Source organism: Terrirhizobium terrae (assembly GCF_030323265.1).
Lineage (GTDB): Bacteria > Pseudomonadota > Alphaproteobacteria > Rhizobiales > Rhizobiaceae > Neorhizobium.
Genome location: NZ_CP104992.1, coordinates 1,768,470 through 1,790,000, shown reverse-complemented (window position 1 = coordinate 1,790,000; position 21,531 = coordinate 1,768,470). Strand labels below are relative to the sequence as shown.

Annotated in this window: 17 protein-coding genes and 5 pseudogenes; 16 read left to right on the top strand and 6 right to left on the bottom strand. The window is 61.7% G+C overall.

The features are described from left to right. Positions 1 to 59 precede the first annotated feature (59 nt). The 13 genes and pseudogenes from N7E02_RS16435 (at position 60) to N7E02_RS16375 (ending at position 11,475) form a co-directional block, all read left to right on the top strand. Positions 60 to 1,166, top strand: a complete 1,107-nt coding sequence (locus N7E02_RS16435; RefSeq protein ID WP_286583273.1) for a carbon-phosphorus lyase complex subunit — start codon at positions 60 to 62, stop codon at positions 1,164 to 1,166. Further along, positions 1,163 to 2,059, top strand: a complete 897-nt coding sequence (locus tag N7E02_RS16430; protein ID WP_286583272.1) for an alpha-D-ribose 1-methylphosphonate 5-phosphate C-P-lyase PhnJ — start codon at positions 1,163 to 1,165, stop codon at positions 2,057 to 2,059. Before N7E02_RS16435 ends, N7E02_RS16430 begins: the two co-directional genes overlap by 4 nt. After that, positions 2,028 to 2,831 carry a phosphonate C-P lyase system protein PhnK gene (gene phnK / locus N7E02_RS16425; RefSeq protein WP_286583271.1) on the top strand — a complete coding sequence of 268 codons (804 nt, stop codon included), beginning with the start codon at positions 2,028 to 2,030 and terminating at the stop codon, positions 2,829 to 2,831. The genes N7E02_RS16430 and phnK overlap by 32 nt, the downstream gene beginning before the upstream one ends. 55 nt (positions 2,832 to 2,886) lie before the next feature. Continuing rightward, entirely contained in the window at positions 2,887 to 3,552 is a 666-nt protein-coding gene (gene phnL / locus N7E02_RS16420) for a phosphonate C-P lyase system protein PhnL (protein ID WP_286583269.1), read from the top strand. Then, a complete protein-coding gene (locus tag N7E02_RS16415; RefSeq protein ID WP_286583267.1) occupies positions 3,549 to 4,166 on the top strand; it encodes a DapH/DapD/GlmU-related protein in 618 nt (205 codons plus the stop codon). Before phnL ends, N7E02_RS16415 begins: the two co-directional genes overlap by 4 nt. A 114-nt stretch (positions 4,167 to 4,280) precedes the next feature. Further along, complete coding sequence (gene phnC, locus N7E02_RS16410; protein ID WP_286583264.1) at positions 4,281 to 5,135, top strand: phosphonate ABC transporter ATP-binding protein; 855 nt, start codon at positions 4,281 to 4,283, stop codon at positions 5,133 to 5,135. 85 nt (positions 5,136 to 5,220) lie between these two features. Beyond that, positions 5,221 to 6,127, top strand: a pseudogene (gene phnD / locus N7E02_RS16405) (phosphonate ABC transporter substrate-binding protein). A gap of 125 nt (positions 6,128 to 6,252) precedes the next feature. Then, positions 6,253 to 7,176 carry a phosphonate ABC transporter, permease protein PhnE gene (phnE, locus tag N7E02_RS16400; RefSeq protein ID WP_374730730.1) on the top strand — a complete coding sequence of 308 codons (924 nt, stop codon included), beginning with the start codon at positions 6,253 to 6,255 and terminating at the stop codon, positions 7,174 to 7,176. After that, positions 7,173 to 8,527, top strand: a pseudogene (gene phnE / locus N7E02_RS16395) (phosphonate ABC transporter, permease protein PhnE). Before phnE (N7E02_RS16400) ends, phnE (N7E02_RS16395) begins: the two are co-directional and overlap by 4 nt. A gap of 129 nt (positions 8,528 to 8,656) precedes the next feature. Continuing rightward, positions 8,657 to 9,369, top strand: a pseudogene (locus N7E02_RS16390) (DUF1045 domain-containing protein). Further along, complete coding sequence (locus tag N7E02_RS16385) at positions 9,366 to 10,505, top strand: alpha-D-ribose 1-methylphosphonate 5-triphosphate diphosphatase (RefSeq protein WP_286583260.1); 1,140 nt, start codon at positions 9,366 to 9,368, stop codon at positions 10,503 to 10,505. Before N7E02_RS16390 ends, N7E02_RS16385 begins: the two are co-directional and overlap by 4 nt. 44 nt (positions 10,506 to 10,549) lie before the next feature. Next, a complete protein-coding gene (gene phnN / locus N7E02_RS16380) occupies positions 10,550 to 11,098 on the top strand; it encodes a phosphonate metabolism protein/1,5-bisphosphokinase (PRPP-forming) PhnN (RefSeq protein WP_286583258.1) in 549 nt (182 codons plus the stop codon). An 86-nt stretch (positions 11,099 to 11,184) separates the two neighbouring features. Continuing rightward, the gene (locus N7E02_RS16375) at positions 11,185 to 11,475 is read left to right on the top strand and encodes a hypothetical protein (protein ID WP_286583257.1); all 291 of its coding nucleotides are present in this window, start codon (positions 11,185 to 11,187) and stop codon (positions 11,473 to 11,475) included. A 27-nt stretch (positions 11,476 to 11,502) separates the two neighbouring features. On the opposite strand, the gene polA is transcribed toward N7E02_RS16375, so the two are convergent. Continuing rightward, entirely contained in the window at positions 11,503 to 14,526 is a 3,024-nt protein-coding gene (gene polA / locus N7E02_RS16370; protein ID WP_374730705.1) for a DNA polymerase I, read from the bottom strand. 344 nt (positions 14,527 to 14,870) lie between these two features. On the opposite strand from polA, the gene N7E02_RS16365 reads away from it, so the two are divergent. Further along, positions 14,871 to 15,302: a MarR family winged helix-turn-helix transcriptional regulator gene (locus N7E02_RS16365; protein ID WP_286583256.1), complete on the top strand. Its 432-nt coding sequence runs from the start codon at positions 14,871 to 14,873 to the stop codon at positions 15,300 to 15,302. Positions 15,303 to 15,370: 68 nt separating this feature from the next. Here the strand turns inward: N7E02_RS16365 and N7E02_RS16360 are convergent. Then, positions 15,371 to 17,036, bottom strand: a pseudogene (locus N7E02_RS16360) (L-lactate permease). A gap of 243 nt (positions 17,037 to 17,279) precedes the next feature. Between N7E02_RS16360 and N7E02_RS16355 the strand changes: the two are divergent. Next, positions 17,280 to 18,669: pseudogene (locus N7E02_RS16355) on the top strand (dipeptidase). 493 nt (positions 18,670 to 19,162) lie between these two features. Here the strand turns inward: N7E02_RS16355 and N7E02_RS16350 are convergent. Then, positions 19,163 to 19,372: a cold-shock protein gene (locus N7E02_RS16350; protein WP_092995586.1), complete on the bottom strand. Its 210-nt coding sequence runs from the start codon at positions 19,370 to 19,372 to the stop codon at positions 19,163 to 19,165. 449 nt (positions 19,373 to 19,821) lie between these two features. Between N7E02_RS16350 and N7E02_RS16345 the strand changes: the two genes are divergently transcribed. Continuing rightward, positions 19,822 to 20,319, top strand: coding sequence for a YbaK/EbsC family protein (locus N7E02_RS16345; RefSeq protein ID WP_286583255.1), 498 nt, complete (start codon positions 19,822 to 19,824; stop codon positions 20,317 to 20,319). A 6-nt stretch (positions 20,320 to 20,325) separates the two neighbouring features. On the opposite strand, the gene N7E02_RS16340 is transcribed toward N7E02_RS16345, so the two are convergent. The 3 genes from N7E02_RS16340 to N7E02_RS16330 all read right to left on the bottom strand — a co-directional run bounded on the left by N7E02_RS16340 (position 20,326) and on the right by N7E02_RS16330 (position 21,478). Continuing rightward, the gene (locus N7E02_RS16340; RefSeq protein WP_286583253.1) at positions 20,326 to 20,688 is read right to left on the bottom strand and encodes a hypothetical protein; all 363 of its coding nucleotides are present in this window, start codon (positions 20,686 to 20,688) and stop codon (positions 20,326 to 20,328) included. A 96-nt stretch (positions 20,689 to 20,784) separates the two neighbouring features. Then, positions 20,785 to 20,997 carry a hypothetical protein gene (locus N7E02_RS16335; RefSeq protein WP_092995580.1) on the bottom strand — a complete coding sequence of 71 codons (213 nt, stop codon included), beginning with the start codon at positions 20,995 to 20,997 and terminating at the stop codon, positions 20,785 to 20,787. 283 nt (positions 20,998 to 21,280) lie between these two features. Beyond that, positions 21,281 to 21,478: a hypothetical protein gene (locus N7E02_RS16330; RefSeq protein WP_286583252.1), complete on the bottom strand. Its 198-nt coding sequence runs from the start codon at positions 21,476 to 21,478 to the stop codon at positions 21,281 to 21,283. Positions 21,479 to 21,531: the final 53 nt, after the last annotated feature.

Here is a 21,531-nt window from a genome sequence, read left to right as displayed (position 1 = left end):
CGCAACGACAAGGCTCCGATCGCACCAATAAAGGCGCGAGACGGGCAGGAGAATGAACCATGTATGTTGCCGTCAAGGGTGGCGAGGCCGCCATCACCAATGCCCACCGGCTGCTCGCCGACCGGCGCCGGGGCGACCGTTCGCTGCCATCCGTTACGATTGATCAAGTCGTCGAGCAGCTCGGTCTCGCCGTCGATCGCGTCATGGCGGAAGCCTCGCTCTATGACCGGTCGCTCGCAGCGCTTGCCGTTCGCCAGTCGCGCGGCGACCTGATCGAGGCGATCTTCCTCTTGCGCGCCTATCGCACGACGCTGCCGCGCTTCGGCAGTTCCGTGCCGCTCGACACGGCCGACATGCAGGTCGAGCGCCGCGTCTCGGCCACCTACAAGGACCTGCCTGGCGGCCAGCTGCTCGGCCCGACCTTCGACTATACCCATCGCCTGCTCGACCCGTCGCTTCTGTCCGACGAAGCGGTCGAGGAACCCGCCCGCCGGGAAGCCGGCGAGGAGGCGATCATGCGCGTCTCCGATATTCTCGCCCATGAAGGCCTGATCGAGGCCGATGGCGACCTGCCGCAGGACCAGCCGGCCGGCGACCTGACGCGCGAGCCGTTGGAATTCCCGATGAGCCGCGATCTTCGCCTCCAGGCGCTTGCCCGCGGAGACGAAGGCTTTCTTCTGGCACTCGGCTATTCCACCCAGCGTGGCTACGGCCGTAACCACCCGTTCGTCGGCGAAGTCCGCATCGGCGAGGTCGAGGTGGAGATGGACGTGCCGGAACTCGGTTTTTCCGTCTCGCTCGGACGCATCCGCGTCACCGAATGCCAGATGGTCAACCAGTTCAAAGGCTCGTCCAAGGCACCGCCGCAGTTCACCCGCGGTTACGGCCTCGTCTTCGGCCAGAACGAGCGTAAGGCGATGTCCATGTCACTCGTCGACCGCGCGCTGCGTGCGGAAGAACTCGGCGAAGACATCACCGCACCGGCGCAGGACGAGGAATTCGTCATTTCCCATTCCGACAACGTGCAGGCGACCGGCTTCGTCGAGCACCTGAAACTGCCGCATTACGTCGACTTCCAGGCCGAGCTCGCGATGGTACGCAAGATGCGCGCCGATATCGAAGCTGCGCGGAACGGCGAAACCGAGATGAAGGACGCTGCCGAATGACTGCCGATCTCGCCACCTACAACTTCGCCTATCTGGACGAGCAGACGAAGCGGATGATCCGCCGCGCGATCCTGAAAGCGATCGCCATTCCCGGCTATCAGGTGCCGTTCGCCTCGCGCGAAATGCCGATGCCCTATGGCTGGGGCACCGGCGGCGTTCAGGTGACCGCCTCGATCATCGGCCCGGAAGACGTGCTGAAGGTCATCGATCAGGGCGCCGACGACACGACCAATGCCGTCTCGATCCGCGCCTTCTTCCAGAAGGTCGCCGACGTGGCTGTGACGACGCATACCAAGGATGCGACGATCATCCAGACCCGCCACCGCATTCCTGAAGCGAAACTCACGGAGGGCCAGGTTCTCGTCTACCAGGTGCCGATCCCCGAGCCGCTGCGCTTCCTCGAGCCGCGCGAGACCGAGACGCGGAAAATGCATGCGCTGGAAGAATACGGCCTCATGCATGTGAAGCTCTACGAAGACATCGCCATCAACGGCCGCATTTCCAAGACCTATGCCTATCCGGTCAAGGTGGATGGCCGCTACGTGATGGACCCCTCGCCGACGCCGAAATTCGACAATCCGAAAATGCACATGTCGGAAGCGCTTCAACTCTTCGGCGCCGGTCGTGAAAAACGCATCTACGCCGTTCCGCCGCATACCGAAGTCGTCAGCCTCGATTTCGAGGATTACCCGTTCGAGATCCAGAAGTTCGAGCAGGACTGCGCGCTCTGCGGCGCCCACGGCGTCTATCTGGATGAAGTGGTACTCGACGACAAGGGCGAGCGGATGTTCGTCTGCTCCGATACCGACCATTGCGAAGACCGCCGCGAACACGGCCATGTCGGCGCGATGCTGGCCCAGGATGGATCCCCCAAGCAGGAAGCCGCAGAATGACCGACACTCCCTTCTCAAAGTCAGCGGCGTCTCGAAATTCTACGGCAGCCGCATCGGCTGCAAGGACGTCAATTTCGAACTGTGGCCAGGCGAAGTGCTCGCCATCGTCGGCGAATCCGGCTCGGGCAAGACAACGCTTCTCAACTGCCTGTCGACCCGGCTGATGCCGACCGCCGGCGGCGTCGAATACCGGATGCGCGACGGCAATTTCCGTGATCTCTACCATATGAGCGAGGCGGAGCGCCGCTTCCTGATGCGCACCGACTGGGGTTTCGTCCACCAGAACCCGGCTGACGGGCTGCGCATGACGGTGTCTGCCGGCGCCAATGTCGGCGAACGCTTGATGGCAGTCGGCGACCGGCATTACGGCAAGATCCGCGAGACGGCGACCGACTGGCTCGGTCGCGTCGAAATCTCGGCCGACCGCATCGACGACCAGCCGCGCGCCTTTTCCGGCGGCATGCGCCAGCGCCTGCAGATCGCCCGTAATCTCGTCACCGGCCCGCGCCTCGTCTTCATGGACGAGCCGACCGGCGGTCTCGACGTCTCGGTACAGGCCCGCCTGCTCGATCTCGTGCGCGGCCTCGTCAACGATCTGGGCCTTGCCGCGATCGTCGTTACCCATGACCTCGCGGTCGCACGGCTTCTCTCCCACCGGATGATGGTGATGAAGGACGGCCACGTCATCGAACACGGTCTGACCGACCGGGTGCTCGACGATCCGCGCGAGCCCTATACCCAGCTTCTCGTTTCCTCCATCCTGCAAGTATAAAGGAGATCCCGATGGCCACTCCCTCGTCGTCTCGGAAGTCTTCAAGAGCTTCACCATGCATCTGCGCGACGGCATCAAGCTGCCGGTCGTCAACGATGTGAATTTCTCCGTTGCCAGCGGCGAATGCGTCGTCCTCGGCGGCCCGTCGGGTATCGGCAAGAGCTCGATCCTGAAAATGCTCTACGGCAACTATGCCGTCGATGCCGGCCAGATCCTGGTGGATCACAACGACCGTATCGTCGATATCGCAAAAGCAGATCCGCGTACGATCATAGACGTGCGCCGCCATACGATGGGCTATGTCAGCCAGTTCCTGCGCACCGTGCCGCGCGTTGCGGCGATCGATGTCGTCGCCGAACCGCTGGTGGCCCGTGGCATCGAGGCGGCAATCGCCAAGGAAAAGGCGGCTGAGCTGCTCGCCCGGCTCAACCTGCCTCGCGAACTCTGGTCGCTGCCGCCCGCCACCTTTTCCGGCGGCGAACAGCAACGCGTCAACATCGCCCGTGGCTTCATCACCAGCCACCGTGTGCTGCTTCTCGACGAACCGACAGCCTCGCTCGACGCCGCCAATCGCCGCGTCGTGGTGGAAATGATCGCCGCCAAGAAGGAAGAGGGTGTGGCCATGCTCGGCATCTTCCACGACGAGGAAGTGCGCGAGGCCGTCGCCGATCGCATTCTCGACGTCAGTGCATTCTCTCCCCGGAAGGCCATTGCAGCATGAGTGCCAAAGTCGGGCTGGAGCCCGTCATCCACGAGACGGCCAGCGTGAGCAATTCGAAGATCGGCCGCTATACGGAAATCGCCGAGCGCTGTCGCATCGACGAGGCTGAGATCGGTGACTATTCCTACATCATGCAGGACGGCTCGATCTGGTGCGCGACGATCGGAAAGTTCGTTAACATGGCCGCCTCGGTGCGCATCAACGCCACCAACCACCCGACATGGCGGGCGACACTGCACCACTTCACCTATCGTGCTGCCAATTACTGGGACGATGCCGAAAACGAGAAGGATTTCTTCGAGTGGCGGCGCGAGAACCGCGTCACCATCGGCCATGACGTCTGGATCGGCCATGGCGCCACTGTGTTGCCCGGCGTCACCGTCGGCAATGGCGCTGTGATCGGCGCGGGCGCCGTCGTCTCCAAGGACGTCGCGCCCTATACGATCGTCGGCGGTGTGCCGGCGAAGCTGATCCGCGAGCGCTTCACCAAGGAGATCGGCGAGGGCATGGACCGGCTCGCCTGGTGGGACTGGGATCATCTCAGGCTGCGCAAGGCGCTCGATGATTTCCGTGCGCTGTCGGCAGAAGATTTCCTGTCCCGTTACAGCGCATAACGAAACTGTGACAAGCCACTCAGGCTTGTTACAAAACAGACATCAAACCGACATTCAGCATTCATCAAGCCGGTCTAAGCCGATGCCCATTAGGGGTTAAGGCGGACTTAAGACATGACGTTTGAACTGAGGAATGTAACCAGGCGTTTCGGCGACCGTATCGCGGTCAATGCCGTCAATGTCGAGATTCCCCAGGGCCAGATGGTCGGCATCATCGGTCGTTCCGGCGCCGGCAAGTCCACACTCCTGCGCATGATCAACCGCCTGCAGGAGCCGAGCTCGGGCTCGATCCATTTCGGCGGCACCGAAGTGTCGGCACTCAAGGGTGCCGGCCTGCGCAACTGGCAGCGCGACTGCGCGATGATCTTCCAGCAGTTCAACCTCGTGCCGCGCCTCGACGTTCTGACCAACGTCATGCTTGGCCGACTGAACCACCGCTCGACGATGATGAGCCTTCTCAACATTTTCTCCGACGACGAGCGTCTTGCCGCGATCGCGGCGCTTGAGCGCCTCGGCATCGAGCAGACCGCGATGCAGCGCGCCGGCACGCTTTCGGGCGGCCAGCAGCAGCGCGTGGCGATTGCCCGCGCCCTCATGCAGGCGCCGAAAATGCTGCTCGCCGACGAGCCGATTGCCTCGCTCGATCCGCTCAACGCCAAGATCGTGATGGATGCGCTGCGCGACATCAACGAGCGCGAAGGCATCACCGTCATCACCAACCTGCATACGCTCGATACCGCCCGCAGCTATTGCGAGCGGATCATCGGCATGGCGGCCGGCCGTGTCGTTTTCGACGGCACACCGTCGCAGCTGAACGCGGACGCGGTCCAGGAGATCTACGGCTCCGACAGGGACGGCGCAGGCATCGACGAGACGATGACCTCGACCAGCATCAACATCCCCGCTGCTCAGGTGAGCACGGCCAAGGAATCGGGCGGCATCAGCACACTGGCAAGCGCCAGGGCCTGAGCCCGCACATGACGATCGTCTGCCCGCGTCAAGGGCGCAATTTTTCATGACCCAACTCCGGAACACCCGGAAACAGGAGATCACCATGCTGAGACAAGCTCTTCTCGCTGCCGTTGCACTTAGCGTGCTCGCCGGCTCCGCAATGGCCCAGGACGTCAAGGTTCTGCGCATCGGTCTCGACGGCTCGGAAAACGAAGCCGACCAGATCCGCAACACGCAGTGTGTCGCTGACGGCCTGAAGGCCTTCACCGGCGTTCCGGAAGTCCAGATTTTCCCGTCGCCGGACTATAACGGCGTCATCCAGGGCCTGCTCGGCGGCACGATCGACATCGCTTCGATGGGCGCTTCCTCCTACGCCGCGATCGCGCTGAAGGACCCGAAGGCTGTCGACCCGATCCTGACCTACACCCAGTCGGACGGTTCTTCCGGTTACTACTCCATCATGGTTGCCCGCAAGGACAGCGGCATCAAGACGCTCGCCGACGCCAAGGGCAAGAAGATCGGCTTCGCCGATCCGGATCTCGACCTCCGGCTACCTCGTCCCGAACGTTGCCCTGCCGAAGGAAATCGGCGCACCGGTCAAGGAATACTTCTCTGAAAGCGGCTTCGGCGGCGGCCATGAGAACCTCGTTCTCGCCGTTCTCGACAAGAAGTTCGACGTCGGCACAACCTTCGGTTCGGGCGTCGGCAAGTGGGAAGACGGCTACACCGGCGGCAACCTGCACCAGATGGTCAACAAGGGCAATCTGGACATGGACGACATCGTCGAAGTCTGGAAGTCCCCGCTGATCCCGAACGGCCCGCTGATGGTCAACAACAAGCTGCCGGAAGACATGCGCGCCAAGGTCGAAGCCTACTTCCTCGAACTGCCGAAGAAGGACCACGATTGCTTCAAGGCCTACACCCAGGGCGACAACAAGGAATACATCAAGGTCGATCCGTCCTTCTACCAGACGATCATCGACGCTCGTAAGTCCGTCATCGGCGGCTGATCTTCCTTTCCATCCTCCTGCGGCGGCGCTCCCCGAGCGCCGCCGTTTGCAAACCAAGAGCGCGGATCATGGCGACCATCAGCGAAAATACCACTGGCGGCCTCGGCCCTTCGGCATCCCTGATGATGCAGCACTACCGGCAGCAGCTTAAGACTCGCCGCGTCTATACCGCGATCTCGATCGGTGTCTTCCTCATCGCGCTCTTCGCCTCGCTGCAATTCGCCAATGATGCGAATGCCGGCAAGTTCTTCGAACGCCTGCCCTATTTCTTCGATTTCATCCGCAGCTTCGTGCCGGACAGTCCGATGGAAATTTTCCGGGCGATGTTCGACCTGCCCTCGCCCTATGCCGACGGCTCGCTGAAATACGACTACACGGCCGACCGCCACTACATCACCGACACGTTCTACATTCCGAATTTCTTCTACCAGCTGATCATCACCATCAATATCGCGCTGGTTTCGACCATCATCGGCGCGGCTCTGGCATTCCTGCTCTGCTTCTTCGCCTCGACCAACCTCGTCGGTGCGGGCGCCACGCGCTTCGTCGTGCGTCGTATCATGGAGATCATGCGCGCCTTCCCGGAAATCGTCATCGCCGGCCTCTTGACCGCAATCCTGTCGATCGGCCCGATCGCCGCGATCATCGCCATCACCGTCCATACGATCGGCGCGCTCGGAAAGCTGTTCTTCGAAGTGGTCGAGAATTCCGACATGAAGCCGGACGAGGGCCTGCGGGCCGCCGGTGCCTCCTGGGTCGAGCGCGTGCGCTTCGCCATCGTTCCCCAGGTCCTGCCGAATTTCGTCTCCTATACGCTGCTGCGCGCCGAGATCAATGTACGCGCCTCGACCATTATCGGCGCTGTCGGTGGCGGCGGCATCGGCGAAGTGTTCCGTCTCGCAATCGGTCGCGATCACGCCGCCAAGACCTATGCGATCATCATCCTTCTGCTTGTCAGCGTCATCGCGATCGATCAGTTTTCGAGCTGGCTTCGCCGCCGGCTGATCGGCCAGCAGTCCTTCGAACTCGGCAGGGGAGCAGCCTGTTGACGTCCTCGGTTCCTAGCATCAACGCCTCCGACCGCGAGCGCCTGCGCGCCGCCTATCCGGAAGTCTTTCACCGATCCTTCATGCGGCGCTACGGCCTGCTCGTCAGCTCGGGCATGGTTTTTGCCTATCTCGTGATCTGCTTCTTCGCCTTCAATGTCGGCCCCGCCTTCATGAACGGTCAGTGGGATCGCGCTTCCTCCTACATCCAGGACTGGTATTCCTGGCGCGCCCAGCCGCGCCTTCGCTTTCAGGATGACGGCACGGTCAAGCCGCAATGGTCGAGCCGCGGGCAATATGCGGAAGGCGCCGACATCTTCTGGCTGCAGCCGACGCAAAACGGCGGCTATTCGGTCACCTATGGCAGCGAAGCCGACCGTCTCGACGTGACCACCAGCCGCGTCGATGTCTATGTAAACGGCACCGCCTATCCGGTCATGATCACCGAGGATGCCGCGACCGCGCCTGCCGGCGCCCCTGCCGCCATCCAGCAGGACGGCTCCAAGGTCATCGTCAGTTACGGCTTCGAGGGCCAGGCGGAAATCCGCACCAGCCAGGTCTACGTTCAGCGCCGCTTCCTCGGCTGGGCGAACTTCCTGTTCGACACCAAGTCTGAATTCTGGGGCAAGAGCTGGGGTCAGCTCGCCCACCTGGCGACGTTCGGTGAGCGTCTCGACCCGGCCCGCTCGAATATCGGCCACATGGTCGATGATTTCCTCGGCAACAATGTCTGGCAACACGCCGACATCCTGTCGAAGCTTCTCCAGACGCTGGTCATGGCCTTTGTCGGCACGCTGCTCGGCACGATCTTCGCCTTCCCGCTCGCCTTCATTGCCGCGCGCAACATTACCCGAAACCGCGCCGCCAACTGGGGCATGAAGCGGCTCTTCGATTTCCTGCGTTCGGTCGACATGCTGATCTGGGCGCTGTTCTTCACCCGCTCCTTCGGCCCCGGACCGATCCCCGGCATCGCGGCGATCTTCTTCACCGATGCCGGCGCACTCGGAAAGGTCTATGCGGAAGCTGTCGAGAATGTCGACGACAAGCAGCGCGAGGGCGTGAAGTCAGTCGGCGCCCCCCGGTGATCGTCAACCGCTTCGGCGTCGTGCCGCAGGTCCTGCCGGTGTTCATTTCCCAGTCCCTGTATTTCTGGGAATCCAACACCCGCTCGGCGACCGTCATCGGTGCCGTCGGCGCCGGCGGCATCGGCCTCAAGCTGCTCGAAGCGATGGGCACCAATGCCGACTGGGACAAGGTCGCCTATATGGTGCTGCTCATCCTGTTCGTCGTCTTCCTGTTCGACAATGTCTCCAACGCGATCCGCTCGCGACTGATCGGCGGGCCTACCCATTAGGGGCCCGCAGAAAAACCGCCGGACATCATCATTCTGTCATGGAAATCTTTTAGGCGCAGGGCCTGTCTTCGAGCGCGGCAGAGGGCTAGTCTCCTGCCGCCGCCCTGTTCCTGATTCCGGACCGATACCTTGCGCTACGCGATCTATTTTTCCCCGCCGCGGGCCACCCGCTGACGACGACCGCATCCCGTTGGCTCGGCCGCGATGCCTTCACGGGCGAGACATTTCCGACGCCGGATGTCGCTGGCATTTCCACCGACGACGTCTATGCCCTGACCGCCGATCCGCGCCGTTACGCCTTTCACGCGACGCTTAAGGCACCGTTCGAACTGGCAGAGGGACATACGGAGGAAGAGCTGCTCGAAGCCTTTGAGGACTTTGCTGCCTCGACGCCTGCCTTCGACATTCCGAATGTCGTGATCGGCCAGCTCGGCCGCTTCTTTGCGCTGGTGCCGGACCGTGTCTATCCCGTACTGCAGGATTTCGCCGCCGAGATCGTCGAGGATTTCGAGCCTTTTCGGGCACCGCTTTCTGATGCCGATATCGCCCGCCGCAAGCCGGACAGTCTGTCGCCCGAACACCGTGCAAATCTGATGCGCTGGGGTTACCCTTACGTCATGGACGAGTTCCGCTTTCACATGACGCTGTCCGGCCAGGTTCCCCCAGAACAGGCGCCGGCCATGCGCGCAGCGCTCGAAGCCCGCTTTGCCGACTTCATCAACAGGCCGCTTGCCATCGACGGACTGGCCATTTTCGTCGAGCCCGAGCGCGGCGCCCCCTTCACCGCCCTTCGCCATATTCCGCTGGCATCCGTTTCCGACCTCAGAAAGACCGCACCATGACCGCCGAACTCGTCATCACCAATGCCCGTATCGTGCTGGAGGACAGCATGATCTCCGGCTCCGTGCAGATCCGCGACGGCAAGATTGCCGATATTTCCGAGGGCAACGTCCATACCGGTGAAGATTTCGAGGGCGATTACCTGATCCCGGGCCTAGTCGAGCTTCACACCGACCACCTTGAACAGCACTATTCGCCGCGTCCCGGCGTGCGCTGGAACGCGACGGCGGCGATCCAGGCCCATGACGCGCAGATCGCCTCCTCCGGCATCACCACCGTGTTCGACTGCCTGCGCATGGGTTCCGACGAGGATGGCGGTTTCGAGCACGGCGAGATGCGCGAGATGGCCGATGCCATCCAGGCCGCCGAGCGCGATGGGCGCCTGCGCTCCGAGCACCTGATCCACCTTCGCTGCGAAGTCTCGGCCGACAACGTGCTGCAGCACTTCGCCGATTTCGAGAATGACAGCCATGTGCGGCTCGTCTCGCTGATGGACCATGCGCCCGGCCAGCGCCAGTTCCAGACCATGGACCAGTACATCTTCTACTACCAGAAGAAGCGCGGCCTTACCGACGAGGCCTTCAAGATCTTCGTCGACAAGCGGATCGAGGAATCGCAGCGCAATTCGACGCCGCACCGGATCGCGATTGCCAGACACTGCGCCGAGCGCGGCATCACGGTCGCCAGCCATGACGATGCGACGCTCGCCCATGTCGACGAGGCGATCGAGAACGGCGTCAAGCTTGCCGAATTCCCAACGAGCTTCGAGGCTGCAAAGGCGTCGCACGAGCATGGTATGAGCGTTCTCATGGGCGCTCCCAACGTCGTGCGCGGCAAGTCTCATTCCGGCAATATCGCCGCGCGTGACCTCGCGGCAAAGGGCGTGCTCGACGTGCTTTCATCGGATTACGTGCCGCTCAGCCTGCTCTATGCGCCGTTCATCCTGGCCGACGACGTGAACGGCATCACGCTGCCCAAGGCGATCGCCATGGTCACCGCCACCCCTGCGCGAACTGCCGGCCTCGACGACCGCGGCCGGATCGCGACCGGCCTGCGCGCCGACATGGTCCGTGTTCACCGTCAGGAAGGCGTGCCGGTGTCGCGCGCCGTCTGGCGGCAGGGTCGACGGGTGGCGTGATGGACGCCCGGCCACAAAGTCCCGAGGAAAGACGTTCCGGCTGCATGGCCGTGGTGGTCGGCCCGAGCGGTGCTGGCAAGGATACGCTGATGGCCCATGCGGCCCACATCTTCGCAGACCGCGAGGACGTCATCTTCGCCCGGCGCATCATCACCCGGGATGCGGCTGCTGGCGGCGAGGACCATGACGGTGTCTGCGAGGCAGATTTCGAAAAGCTGGAGGCGGAAGGCCGTTTTGCCGTCTCCTGGGCAGCGCACGGCCTGCATTACGGCATACCTGCCGAAACCCGGGATGCCGTTGCCGCCGGCGCGCTCGTCATCGCCAATGGATCGCGATCGGCGCTCGCCGCCTTCGCCGAAGCCTATTCCTGCCTCGTCGTCATCAACGTGACGGCCCGTCCGGAAGTGCTGGCTGCGCGGCTCGAAGCCCGCGGGCGGGAGAGCAAGGAGGACATTCTCCGACGACTGCAGCGCAGTTCTCTCGGCGTGACGGGCGACTATAACGTCGTTACGATCGATAACAGCGATACGATCGAATCTGCCGGAAAGGCCATGATTGAGGCACTTTCGGCGTACTTGCCTCAGGAAGTATGATCGGCAGCAAAATTAGCACTATACGCTTTAAAGTTTCAATCTCTCCCCTAGTTCATCTATTCCGAATGTCTAATGGAGTCGGGGCGGTGGGCGAAACTTCCAAGCGGGACGGCGTGGATGCCGACGGATTAATTAGAACCGATCTTGAGGCGCGCATGGTCGTGCTCGAGATCATATCGATGACGGCACTGGCTCTGGCGCTTGACACATCGGAAAACGGCAGTCCGGAACAGGCGCGGGGGATCGCGGCGCTGATTCAGGACACAGTGCGCCAGCGGTGTCGCGAAGTCGGACTGAACGACAAGGATCAGAAATCCGCCAATGCCTATGCCGACGAGCTTCTTTCGACGGCACTCGTTTCGCTCTATCCCGACTGAACCCGAGATTGCACGAAGCTCACCTGATCAGTGAGCCTCGTCCCAGTTGGACGCGGCACGCGCATCCACCTTCAGCGGAACCTTCATCGAAATCGCCGGCATGGCCGCCTGTTCCATCGTCGAAACGATGATCGGCATCGCCTTTTCGACATCCGCGTCTTCAACCTCGAAGATCAGTTCGTCATGCACCTGCAGCAGCATGCGCACACGATCGCCAAGCCCTGCATCGGCAAGCGCCGGCTCCATCTTCACCATTGCACGACGGATGATGTCGGCGGCCGATCCCTGGATCGGCGCATTGATCGCCGCGCGCTCGTTGAAGGCACGCATGGAGGGGTTGGAGGATTTGATCTCGGGGTAATGCGCCCGGCGGCCGAAGATCGTCTCGACATAGCCGTGCTCGCGCGCAAACGCCTTGGTCAGATCCATATAGTCGCGGATGCCAGGAAAGCGCTCGAAATATTTCTTGATGTAGTCGCCCGCTTCTGAGCGCTCGATCGACAGCTGATTGGCGAGGCCAAAGGCCGAGATGCCGTAGATGATGCCGAAGTTGATCGCCTTGGCTCGGCGGCGGATCTCGCTCGGCATCCCTTCGACGGGCACACCGAACATTTCCGAGGCCGTCATCGCATGAATGTCGATACCATCCTCGAAAGCCTGGCGAAGCTGCGGGATATCGGCCACATGGGCGAGCACGCGCAGTTCGATCTGGCTGTAATCGGCCGAGAGAAGCTTGTGGCCGGACGATGCGATGAAGGCCGTGCGGATCTTGCGGCCTTCGGCATTGCGCACCGGAATATTCTGCAGGTTCGGTTCCGACGATGACAGGCGGCCCGTCGTAGTCGAGGCCAGCGAATAGGACGTGTGCACCCGCTTCGTCTCAGGGTGGACATAGCCCGGCAGCGCATCCGTATAGGTGGATTTCAGCTTGGTCAGTTGGCGCCAATCGACGATCTTGCGCGGCAGCGGATGCCCCTCGACCGCAAGGTCCTCCAGCACGCTTGCCGAGGTGGACCACTGGCCGGTCTTGGTCTTTGCGCCGCCCGGCAGACCCATCTTGCCGAACAGGATGTCGCCAAGCTGCTTCGGCGAACCGATGGTGAAGCGCTCGCCGGCAAGTTCGTAGATCTCGTCCTCGAAGGCGGCAGCCTTCTGCGCCAGTTCGCCGGAAAGCCGCGACAGGATCTGCCGGTCGATGGAAATGCCGCGCTCTTCCATGCGCGCCAGAACCTCCACCAGCGGGCGTTCCAGCCGTTCATAGATACGGGTCAGGCCCATGGAAGCCAGCTGCGGCTTCAGCACCATCCAGAGGCGCAGGGTAACATCGGCATCTTCCGCCGCATAGGTCGTTGCCCGGTCGATATCGACGAAATCGAAGGTGACGCCGCTCTTGCCGGAACCGGCGACATCCTTGAAGGCGATCGGCTTGTGATTGAGCCAGCGCTCCGACAGGCCGTCCATGCCGTGATTGCCCTTGCCGGCATCCAGCACATAGGACATCAGCATCGTATCGTCATAGCTCTCGACGGTGATGCCGTGGCGCTTCATGACGAGGTAGTCGAATTTCAGGTTCTGCGCGACCTTCAGCACCGACGGATCTTCCAGCAGCGGCTTCAGGCGGTCGAGCGCATCGCGGGTCGGGATCTGGTTTTCCGCCATGCCGCCGCCGAGAAGATCACCGACGCCGGTCTTGTGGGTGAGCGGCACGTAGCAGGCGCGCACTTCGAGGCCCGACGGATTGTCGATATTGTCGGCGATGGCCAGCGAGAAACCGACCAGCTCGGCCTGCATCGGATCGAGCGAATTCGTTTCCGTGTCGAAACCGACGAGGCCGGTTTCGCGGGCGGCGCGGATCCAGTCGTCAAGCACTTCGATATCCCGCGCCGTCACATAATTCGCCGTATCGATCTTGGCATTGGCGAAGGCGGCGATACGCATCTCGGCAAGATCGGTTGGTGTTGAGCCTTCGACACCCTTGGCAACGGCGGCTTTGGCGGGATGCGCCGGCGCGTCGGCGGCAGCCTCTCCGGTATCGCCGGTCGCTGCGCCGGCGTCGAGATCGGGTCCGCGGGCGTCCGCGCCCCACTCCACCTCGATCGTCGCGGGCTCGATAGCGTTGGCATCGCAGTCACAGGCCGTCGCGACACGGCGCGTCAGCGTGCCGAATTCCATTGCCTTCAGGAAACCGATCAGCTTCGGCCCGTCCTGCGGCTCCAGAACCAGTGCACTGAGATCGAGCTCCAGCGGTACGTCCGTCCTGAGCTCCACCAGCTGACGGGAGAGCCGCGCCTGATCGGCATAGGCCTGGATGTTCTCGCGGCGCTTGACCTGCTTGATCTCGCCGGCGCGCGCGAGAAGCGTTTCAAGATCGCCGAATTCTTCGAGAAGCTGCGCTGCCGTCTTCGGGCCGATGCCCGGAATGCCCGGCACGTTGTCGACCGAATCGCCGACCATAGCCTGCAGATCGATCATCTTCTCCGGCGGCACGCCCCATTTCTCGATGACGTCGGGAATGCTGATCTGCTTGTCCTTCATGCTGTCATACATGTGGACCGTCGGTGTCACGAGCTGCATCAGGTCCTTGTCGGACGAAACGATCGTAACGTCCGCGCCTGCGGCTTCCGCCTGGCGGGCATAGGTCGCAATGATGTCATCCGCCTCGAAACCTTCCGTCTCGATACAGGGCAGGTTGAAGGCGCGCGTCGCCTGGCGGATGAGGCCGAACTGCGGCACCAGCTCTTCCGGCGGCGCGGACCGGTTCGCCTTGTAGGCGTCATAGATTTCCTTGCGGAAAGTCTTCGACGAGTAGTCGAAGATGACCGCGAAATGCGTCGGCGTGACCCCGACCGAAGTGTCGCGCGCATCGGTCAAAAGCTTCCACAGCATGTTGCAGAAACCGGAAACAGCACCGATCGGAAGACCGTCCGACTTGCGCGTCAGCGGCGGCAATGCATGGAAGGCGCGGAAGATGAATCCGGACCCGTCGACGAGGAAGAGGTGATCGCCTTTTTTCATGGGCATGGCATAGCGTGACCCATGCGCGGCGTCCATGAAAACTTGTGATCGAAAGGCTCCCCCAGCTCCCGCCAACGTTACCGAATTGTAATCCACACTTCCCTTGAAAAGCCGCATTCCGCCTCACATTTCAAGGTCACCGGCGATTGATCACGCCGCAGTCTAGAAGAAGGCTCGTCCCCCGCCTCTTCAGACCGGGCAAAGGCCTATCCCCCTCTCCGGGCCTTTGTCCTCCCATCCGACGCCACGGCCGTTCCCCTCCCGGCCGTGGCGTTTTTTTGTGTCTCGTCCAGCACCCATCTTGCCAATTCCAAGCGGCTATCACAGTGTTCCAAATCATCGCCTGCCAGCAACCCGTGGGGAGGGTAAGGACCGAGGCCATGGGATTTGATCGTTCTCAGTCGGCCACCTATCTGGCTGGCCAGCTTGCCAGGGTCTTTTCGCGATCATTGCAGAAGCGCGCCACCGTGCTTGGCTTCTCGCCCGGTCAGTTTCCGGTTCTGCTGGAGCTCTGGCAGCAGGACGGACTGACCCAGAAACAACTGCTCGACAAGCTGGAGGTGGAGCAGGCAACGCTTGCCAATACACTCGCCCGCATGGAGCGGGACGGACTGATTGCCCGCACACCCCATCCGAGCGACAAGCGCGCGCAGATCATCAGCCTGACGGACCTTGGCCGATCACTGGAGGCGAACGCGCTTGAGGCTGCCGCCGAAGCCGACAGCGCGCTTTTTGCCGGATTCCGCACATTCGAGCGGGAGTTGATGATGGAATATATGCGCCTCATCATCGGCAACAGCCGCAAGGCCTGACATCTTCCAAAACACAAACAGCGCCCGGAGCGATCCGGACGCCGTTTTCGTATCGGTTCCTTTCCGCCTTATGGCTGGACGACCATGGCCGTGAACGGCCAGACATAGGCCTGCAGTGTTACCAATACGCCGACAAGGCAGGCGAGCACGATGGAATGCCAGAAAACGAAGCGCAGGATGCTGCCTTCGTGTCCGAACCACCCGGTCGCGGTCGAGGCAACGACAATCGACTGGGCATCGATCATCTTGCCCATGACGCCGCCGGACGAGTTCGCCGCGCCCATCAGGATCGGCGAAAGCCCCAGCTGTTCGGATGTCACCTTCTGCAGATTGCCGAACAGGATGTTCGACGCTGTGTCAGAGCCGGTCAATGCCACGCCAAGCCAGCCTAGCAACGTGCCGAAGAAGGGATAGAACACGCCCGTCGCGGCGAATGCCAGGCCGAGCGTCGAGATCGATCCCCGACAGGCGCGTCAGCGTGCCGAGCGCCAGCATGGCCGCGATGGTGATCAGCGAATAGGCGCAGAGCTTAATCGTCTGGCCGTAGGTTTTAAGCATCCCGATTGGCGTGAAGCCCATGGCGAAGCCGGAGAGCACCGCCGCGATGAACATGCCCGTGCCCGTATAGGACAGCCATGTGAAGGAGAAGGTCGCCGCTTCAGGCGTCGGTCCCGGCGCCACCGGCGGCATCTTGGCGATCATCTTGTCGAGGCCGGGGACCGGGTAGTTCCACACTGCCCAGGAATTGACCGCCGACTTGAAGAAGCCCGTACCCCAGATGAGGAGCACGACGCAGACGATCACCCAGGGTGTGAGTGCTGCACGGATCTCCTTCGGCGACGGTCGTACCGCCGGTTTCGCCTGCTTGAGCGTGCCGTCATCGGAAATGTCATGGCCGCGCAGCTTGGGCGAGGTCCAGACCTCCTTCGGCTGCCAGACGCGCAGGAAGCCGATCAGGCAGGCCATCGAGATCAGCGAGGCGCCGATGTCGACGATCCAGGGGTTGATATAGTTGGAGATCGCGAATTGCGAGATGGCGAAGGATGCGCCGGTGACCAGGATGGCCGGCCAGATCTGCATCATGCCCTTCCTGCCGGCAAACACCCAGATCAGCCAGAACGGCACGAGCACGGAGAAGAACGGCAACTGCCGGCCCACCATGGCGCCGAGCAGATAGGGATCAATACCGGTGACCTGGGACAGGCCCTGGATCGGCGTGCCGAGCGCGCCGTAGGCAACCGGCGCCGTATTGGCGATCAGCGATAGACCGGAGGCCGCAAGCGGCGAGAAGCCGAGGCCGATCAGGATCGCACCGGTGACGGCCACCGGCGTGCCGAAGCCGGAAGCGCCCTCGAAGAAGGCGCCGAAGGCGAAGGCGATCAGCAAAAGCTGGATGCGGCGATCATCCGTGACGCTGCCGATCGTCTGCTGCAGTTTCTCGAACTGTCCCTTCTCCACCGTCAGCCGGTAGAGGAAGATGACGTTCAAGACGATCCAGCCGATCGGGAAAAAGCCGGTGACCGCACCCAGAACGGTTGCGGAAAGCGACATGCCGACCGGCATGGTGAAGATGAAGATCGCGATGAGATTGGCGATGATCAGCGCGATGATGGCGGCCACATGCGCCTTGACGACATTGGTGGCGATGAGGCCGAGAAGGATGAGAACAGGGATTGCAGCAAGAATGGTGGACAGAACAGCACTGCCCATGGGGTCATAGACTTGATTCCACATTGAAAGCCCCTCCCAAGGCCGGACGAAATAATGTCCGATCCTGAAACATACATCCCGATGGATGAGACAGTCCAGAGTTGCAGGCCACGACCAAAGTTGCATACGGCCGATACGAGAGGTTGCGGAGAAGAGCGTGAGGCGGGATTTGCCATTGTGCCGCGCCACGCTTGCTTGCTAACACTCGGGGCGCGGAAGCCGGCCGCCCTTCGTTGCGACCGCCCGCTCAAAGACAGGGTGATTTCCATGACCGATATTTCCGCCGTTCTCGATCGCGCCGACCAGAACCTGGATGCCAGCATCGAGCGTCTCTTCTCGCTGGTGCGCATCAAGTCGATCTCGACCGATCCGGCCTACAAGGACGACTGCCGCAAGGCTGCCGAATGGCTGGTGGCCGAACTGAAAGGCATCGGTTTCGAGGCCTCCGTTCGCGACACGGCCGGCCATCCGATGGTCGTTGCTCATCACGACGGCGCCACCGCCGACGCGCCGCATGTTCTCTTCTACGGCCATTACGACGTGCAGCCGGTCGATCCGATCGAACTCTGGGAAGATTCTGCCCTTCGACCCGAAGATCAAGGAACTGTCGCCCGGCCGCAAGGTGCTGACCGGCCGCGGTACGGCCGACGACAAGGGCCAGTTGCTGACCTTCGTAGAAGCCTGCCGCGCCTATAAGGAAACGCATGGCAAGCTGCCGATCAAGGTGACGATCCTGTTCGAGGGCGAGGAGGAATCCGGCTCTCCGTCGCTCAAGCCCTTCCTCCAGGCCAATGCGGACGAGCTGAAGGCCGAATACGCGCTGGTCTGCGATACAGGCATGTGGGACGGCGATACGCCGGCGATTGCGGCGGCCCTGCGCGGCCTCGTCGGCGAGGAAATCACCGTCAAGGCGGCCGATCGCGACCTGCATTCAGGTCTTTTCGGTGGCGCTGCGGCCAACCCGATCCATATTCTCACCGACATCCTTGCCGGCCTGCATGACGAGACCGGCCGCGTGACGCTCGAAGGCTTCTATGAAGGCGTCGAGGAAACCCCGACCAATATCAAGGAAGGCTGGGAACAGCTCGGCCGCAGCTCGGAGAGCTTCCTTGGCGGCGTCGGCCTGTCCATTCCATCCGGTGAAAAGGGCCGCTCGGTTCTGGAACTCACCTGGGCGCGTCCGACCGCCGAGATCAACGGCATTACCGGCGGCTATACCGGCGAAGGCTTCAAGACCGTGATTGCCGCCCAGGCGTCGGCAAAGGTCTCCTTCCGCCTCGTCGGCCAGCAGGATCCGGCCAAGATCCGCGAAGCCTTCCGCGCCTATGTCCGCTCGAAGATCCCTGACGATTGCACAGTGGAGTTCCATGAGCATGGCGGCTCACCGGCGATCCAGCTGTCCTACGATCTGCCGGCACTTACCAAGGCCAAGGGCGCGCTGTCGGATGAGTGGAAGAACCCGGCCGTCATCATCGGCATGGGTGGATCGATCCCGATCGTCGGTGATTTCCAGAAGATGCTCGGCATGGATTCGCTGCTGGTGGGCTTCGGCCTCGTTGACGACCGCATCCATTCGCCAAACGAGAAATACGACCTCAAGTCCTTCCACAAGGGCATCCGCTCCTGGGCGCGGATCATGACGGCTCTGGCGTCTTAATATACCTTCGCGCGGCAGCCCTGTTTGCGGGCGGCCGCGCGATCTAGGACAAGAGCCTGAAAAACAAAAAGGCCGGGCAAGCCCGACCTTTCCACTCCCGTTCCTTGTGCCAGTACATCCGTGGTCACTTCAAACGGGGCAAGCATTCCGACGCCGCCGCATTTTCGGGCCTTTCGGCCCCAGCGGCTATAGCATTCATCATCTCTAAAACAGGTAAAGACGGCGTTAACGCAGATCTCAGCCTGTTCCGAGGCGGCACGGTTTCCCGTATTTGCCATTTCGCCACGCTCGGCCCATCCGGCCGATCATCGAGGCATGCGTCGGGACGCTGTTGAGCCGTAGATGGTGGATGACTGTGGCGGTTTCAAGACCCGGCCCTGCGAACCTGCCGCCGTTCGCTTGATCTGCGTGTCGGCACCGCGAAAGCACCCATAAAAATTCGCGGCAGCAGGGCTACCGCGAATTCATCACTCAGGCAGTTGCCTGAAGCTGATTAGGCAGACTGCAGCTGATCTGCAGCAACCTTGCCCGAACGGCGGTCCGTCGTCAGCTCGTAGGAGAGCTTCTGACCGTCGTTGAGCTGGCCGAGGCCAGCGCGCTCAACAGCAGAGATGTGAACGAAAACGTCCGCACCGCCGTCGTCCGGCGAAATAAAACCATAACCCTTGGTTGCGTTGAACCACTTAACCGTACCCGTCGCCATATCCATGCCTTTCTAGTGCAATGACCGACCGTCCCGCCCCTTGCGGAGCGGAACAAACTTAATTTCGAACTTTGCAGAGTAGAACGTCGCAGGCGAGGCAGGAGCCAAGTGCTGGCCATCAAACAAATTTCGATGCAAGGCACTTAGGGCTTGCTCACATGCGCGTCAAGATTGACGACGCGTGGCCAAATTTCCCAACCGTGCTTTAAATGCAGAAAAGCCCGACGCGGGAGGAGGTGCGTCGGGCTTCTGAAACTGGCCAACAACCGGGAGGAGGAGGTGTTGTCGGCCCCACGAAGGACACTGGGAGGAGGAGTGCGTCCTTCGATGATTTGAATATACAGGAGGCGCGCTTAAAAAACAGACACGATTTCGCACCGCAGTAATGCGTCGAACGCATAGCTCTTGAAAAGCTTGCTCAAAATCGGCTCATGAGCGATGGTGAGCCCATGAGCCTCCAGTCCGTCCGCGCTTTCTTCGCCCAGCATTCCCCGGATATCGAAGTGATTGTCACCGAGCAAAGTTCTGCAACGGTAGCACTCGCCGCCGAAGCCCATGGTGTCGAAGCGGATCAGATTGCCAAGAGCATCTGCCTGCGCGCCGGCGAGGAGACGATGGTCGTCGTCATGGCCGGCACCGCGCGGCTCGACAATCGCAAATTCCGCACGCAGTTCGGATCCAAGCCGCGAATGCTGGATGCCGAGACCGTGGTCGAGATCACCGGCCATCCGGTCGGCGGCGTCTGCCCGTTCGGGCTCGAAACACCGCTACAAGTCTATTGCGACATATCCTTGAAGCGGTTCGAAGAAGTCGTACCGGCTGCCGGTGCGATCAACGCCGCGGTTCGCATCAGCCCCTTGCGCATGGCGGAACTGACGGGCGGCATCTGGATAGACGTCGCCCAGGAACCACACCCTGAGGAAGCCGGCGCACCGGACACGCTCTAAGGGCGATCAGAAGCGATCGCCGAGATAACGCTGATACCAGGCTTGCTTGCTTTCGGCCGTTGCGGTCGCAACCGCATAGCCCAATGCAAAACCGACTGCCCCGATCAGTGTGAACAGCGTCGTGGTTGCCGCCGGGTGCTCCTTGATCGTCCCCGCGACAGAACTGGCTTCGGATGACACGTAGTTCGCCGCACTGCTGGCGCGATCGGCGACGCGCTCATATACGACGCCGGTCTTTTCCGAGAGAAGCGAGCTCAGCTCGGCGATCTGCGAGCGCAGGCCCTGGATCTCGTCGGAAATCTCGCTCGGCTGATGATCGAAAGACGGGGTCTTGGTGCTCGGGGTGAAGCTCTTGACTGTGTCTGCCATGCTGGCCTCCATGAGGTTGATCGAGAGACCGTTCAACTTCTCAGGTCCGCGTTCGGTTCCCCGGTATGGCAAAGATATGGAAATGCGCTGGGATCGTCAGCGGCTCTGCACCAGAGCTTCGGCCAATGCCTCCAGCTGGTCCTTTTCGCTCGAACCCTTCTGGAGAGAGTTGACCAGGATCAGCGCCAGCGCTTCCGCGTCCGGGCTATCTTTCTCGATCTCGTGTTCCGAGCAGGTCGTATCGAATACTTCCTGCAGAAGGGTAAGCTGTTCCGGATTAACTGGATTGCGGATCAAAGGCGTCGGCATCAAAATCCTCCCGATCTAAAGCCCATCGCAGACTTTCATGTCGGCAGAACGGGCAGCTCGAAAAAGACGATGAACGGAGGCGGCTTCAAATAACCCGACCCATGTCCACGTCTGACTTAACCCCAACCACAGCGGCGCCAATTTGGCGACGGGCTGCCTAAAGATCAACAACAAGTTAACGCGGGTACAATCTTGGGGCTTAACGCCTACGTGAACGCGCCTATGGCGGGCACGATGCCTGCCCGCCATAGGATCTATAGAGATTTTGTAATAGCGCTTAACGCTACGCCATTCCCGCGGGATCGCCGACCGGCAGAAGTGCCGGATTGAGCGTAGGATCCTGGGGGTTCTTACTGTCACCCTTGTCCTGCGCCGGCGTCAAAGGCGGCTTTTCCTGGGTCCTGTCGGGGACGCCACCTGAGGGAACTGGGCCTCTCGGCGTATCGGATGTGGGCGTCGGAATAGGATCTCTGTTCGGCATGTTCGCCTCCTTTCAGGTTCCTGAAAGTCCAACGGCGATCCCGGCGCTTGGTT

Coding starts and splice junctions, on each gene's coding strand:
- phnK (WP_286583271.1), top strand. CDS start 2,028: ATGGATCCCCCAAGCAGGAAGCCGCAGAATGACCGACACTCCCTTCTC.
- N7E02_RS16415 (WP_286583267.1), top strand. CDS start 3,549: ATGAGTGCCAAAGTCGGGCTGGAGCCCGTCATCCACGAGACGGCCAGC.
- N7E02_RS16345 (WP_286583255.1), top strand. CDS start 19,822: ATGAGCCTCCAGTCCGTCCGCGCTTTCTTCGCCCAGCATTCCCCGGAT.
- phnE (WP_374730730.1), top strand. CDS start 6,253: ATGCAGCACTACCGGCAGCAGCTTAAGACTCGCCGCGTCTATACCGCG.
- N7E02_RS16340 (WP_286583253.1), bottom strand. CDS start 20,688: ATGGCAGACACAGTCAAGAGCTTCACCCCGAGCACCAAGACCCCGTCT.
- N7E02_RS16435 (WP_286583273.1), top strand. CDS start 60: ATGTATGTTGCCGTCAAGGGTGGCGAGGCCGCCATCACCAATGCCCAC.
- N7E02_RS16430 (WP_286583272.1), top strand. CDS start 1,163: ATGACTGCCGATCTCGCCACCTACAACTTCGCCTATCTGGACGAGCAG.
- N7E02_RS16330 (WP_286583252.1), bottom strand. CDS start 21,478: ATGCCGAACAGAGATCCTATTCCGACGCCCACATCCGATACGCCGAGA.
- phnN (WP_286583258.1), top strand. CDS start 10,550: ATGGCCGTGGTGGTCGGCCCGAGCGGTGCTGGCAAGGATACGCTGATG.
- N7E02_RS16350 (WP_092995586.1), bottom strand. CDS start 19,372: ATGGCGACGGGTACGGTTAAGTGGTTCAACGCAACCAAGGGTTATGGT.
- polA (WP_374730705.1), bottom strand. CDS start 14,526: ATGGACGCCGCGCATGGGTCACGCTATGCCATGCCCATGAAAAAAGGC.
- N7E02_RS16385 (WP_286583260.1), top strand. CDS start 9,366: ATGACCGCCGAACTCGTCATCACCAATGCCCGTATCGTGCTGGAGGAC.
- N7E02_RS16365 (WP_286583256.1), top strand. CDS start 14,871: ATGGGATTTGATCGTTCTCAGTCGGCCACCTATCTGGCTGGCCAGCTT.
- phnC (WP_286583264.1), top strand. CDS start 4,281: ATGACGTTTGAACTGAGGAATGTAACCAGGCGTTTCGGCGACCGTATC.
- N7E02_RS16335 (WP_092995580.1), bottom strand. CDS start 20,997: ATGCCGACGCCTTTGATCCGCAATCCAGTTAATCCGGAACAGCTTACC.
- phnL (WP_286583269.1), top strand. CDS start 2,887: ATGCATCTGCGCGACGGCATCAAGCTGCCGGTCGTCAACGATGTGAAT.